The organism is Hallella absiana (assembly GCF_025457485.1).
Taxonomy (GTDB): domain Bacteria; phylum Bacteroidota; class Bacteroidia; order Bacteroidales; family Bacteroidaceae; genus Prevotella; species Prevotella absiana.
The window spans coordinates 1-2,482 of sequence record NZ_JAMXSP010000068.1 but is presented as its reverse complement, the minus strand read 5'-3'; the positions used below and the strand labels follow the sequence as shown (position 1 = coordinate 2,482).

General features: G+C 45.2%; 3 protein-coding genes. 1 reads left to right on the top strand and 2 read right to left on the bottom strand.

Going from position 1 to position 2,482, the window contains the following annotated elements; genetic code table 11:
• Positions 1 to 172 precede the first annotated feature (172 nt).
• A complete protein-coding gene (locus tag NG346_RS14300; protein WP_262281346.1) occupies positions 173 to 871 on the bottom strand; it encodes a hypothetical protein in 699 nt (232 codons plus the stop codon).
• A gap of 3 nt (positions 872 to 874) precedes the next feature.
• Positions 875 to 2,314, bottom strand: coding sequence for an ATP-binding protein (locus tag NG346_RS14295; RefSeq protein ID WP_262281347.1), 1,440 nt, complete (start codon positions 2,312 to 2,314; stop codon positions 875 to 877).
• Here NG346_RS14295 and NG346_RS14540 point away from each other — a divergent pair.
• Positions 2,228 to 2,419, top strand: coding sequence for a hypothetical protein (locus NG346_RS14540; protein WP_262288906.1), 192 nt, complete (start codon positions 2,228 to 2,230; stop codon positions 2,417 to 2,419). The genes NG346_RS14295 and NG346_RS14540 overlap by 87 nt on opposite strands.
• Positions 2,420 to 2,482 lie beyond the last annotated feature (63 nt).

Sequence of the window (2,482 nt, the reverse complement as noted above, 5' to 3'; positions counted from 1 at the left end):
AGCTATTTGTCTTTGTCATGTGGCAAAGGTACAAACTTTATTCCTTTCTTCGTATACCACTTGGCAATATATTTTGGTTAGCCCTCCCCCTAAGGCATCCACGGACTTTTGCAACTGACCCAAAAATCCCCACCAGTTTTTACTGATGGGGACAAATAGTTTCCATGGGACTTTACCTCATTCCTTCCTCAATACGCCTCAACTTCGGCTTCATCGCTCTGACATCTGTCAGGAATTCGCTCGTAGCGTTACTATAGTCATCAGTCGTCTGGCGGACCAAAGCCATGTAAGTTGAATAGTTGCTTTTCGATCCCACGATGTCTGTACCGAAGACGGCTACCATATCGTTGTATGTCGGATAGCTTGCAAGCCATTTAAGATCCCGCACACAGTATAGGGCGATACCCACGTCTTTCTTAGCCTTTATCTCCTTGAATAAGCTGTCAAGAATGTCGAGAACAGGAGCAGTGGGTCGGTCGTCTTCATCAACGGCCACATAGGGTTGAAAAATCTGGTGCCGCTCATCAAGTTGCTGTCCATGTTCTTTTGATTGGCTATCTACTTCATTTACTGAGGTTATCATAGCCTCAGGTTCCTTGTCATCCTCTACCTCTTTCTGTTGTCGCTCCGAAGGAACCTTCGATTTCTTCGTTCGCTTCAGCACTGCCTCTAAAGGTATAGCCACAAAGATATACACCAAGCAAGAACACACAACAACCAGCGATATTCCGCAGATGAGCCACGTAATATGCCATATCGTTGGGGGCAGTTCAGAACCTGATGCGACCTCTATAAACTTGGCAAGTAGCGGGACTGCTGCAACTATTGCGGCATAGCACATGATCTCGTGGGGCTTGTGAAGTCTGTTCATAGTTTATTCATTCATTGGTATTTCTCTTATTACTATCCATTTTCCACCTTTGGTCAGACCATCTCGCCGGATAAAACCACTTTCTTTAAGAAATCTAATTTCACGTTTTACAGTCGAATCTGACATTCCTGTTAGTTCTGCTATAGCTTTTCTTGAGAACTCTGGATGAAGTTGGATAGTCTTCAATATAGTATTCTGCCTCTTTGATAATTTATTTGGGTCAGGATTTGGGCCATTTGGGTCAGAATTTGGGTCAAAGCCTCCTCGATTCGGCTCATTATTCGGCCCATTCTCGACCTCATCAAAAGTTTTGATGGCAATATCCGAGCTTTTTACAGTTTCGTGAACAGGTATGAATACGTCAAGATAACTGCGTGTATCATCCGTGATAAATCTGGCTCGAGGAGATCCGTTCTCTTCAAGTTTGGCTTGGATTGTTGGTATGCCCGTGAAACGACCCTCTGTTAAATCCAACTCCTTAAGAAAATCTCCCAATCGACGGTTCCTGTACCTACGAGAATACATTATCCCGCCCTTCTCAATTGCATCAGAAGATATAGAGCGGTCGGGTCCAGGGACACTGCTTACTGTGATTCCATCCGGTTGTACCTCTACCGTAACTGGCTCATAAAGTGAGTAATCCCGATGATAAAAAGCATTGGTGACTGCTTCTTCCAAAGCTTGGACAGGATAGTTGAAGTATCTGAGACTCTCTGCACGGTCGGGAAGTTTGACAACGAACTCACGGAGTACATTGTTCTTTAGATAATCCAAAGTTCCATTGATAAGCTGAGGTACACTGCCATGAAGTATGTTCTCACTGAAATTATCAGGATCATTCAACCTGCCCTTAGGGAAGACGACGATTTCTGACTGGGTATATGGGAAGAACTTCTCTGGATGATCACTGAACATCATCGCTGCGACATTCTTCAGCATTCTATTCTCCGATGGACCAGTATAGAGATCCATCTGCTCAAGGGTTAACTCAAGGGGTTGCGTGAAGAGAGATTTCTGGAGTCTGCTGCCTATCTTCACAAGATAGTCTCGAAGAAGAACCATCGAGATGTCTTCTATCTTGACCTTTGGATTCGGGCGTTCATCAAATGGCACATGATTAGCCATAGCCATCAACTCATCGTAGATTTCTCCTTTGGCAACGACACTACTTGACCCACTTCTGACATAGTAGGTCATCTTCTTTGTCTTCGAAGTGACATTGGCAGGAACAGCATAAGGACGATTGAGTCCCGCAGGCACCCAGATGACAAAGACGTCAACTCCGTCTACTTGCTCAAACGAAGTGCGCGGCATGTAGTAGGGGCTGATCATATTGTTATATGCCACCATCTCCTTTTGTATCTTATCGTGCTTCTCTATCGGGACGCCCATGACTGGCCGTTTGGCAAGTCCATTGTCATCCTGGTCTACACCGACAAGGATATACCCTCCACCAAGATTGTCTATATCGTTGGCAAAGGCAGAAATGCTGGCCCAAGGGGGATTGTCCGTGGCGGGCAGATGCCGCTGCCTAACCAAAGACAGTAACACATCTATAGAAAAAGAAGGGTATATCCCTTATTCCCTTCAGGCATGACCTGAAGGCTTTCA

Excerpts from the sequence above, each read along its gene's own strand:
- NG346_RS14300 (WP_262281346.1), bottom strand. The coding sequence starts at position 871 with ATGAACAGACTTCACAAGCCCCACGAGATCATGTGCTATGCCGCAATA.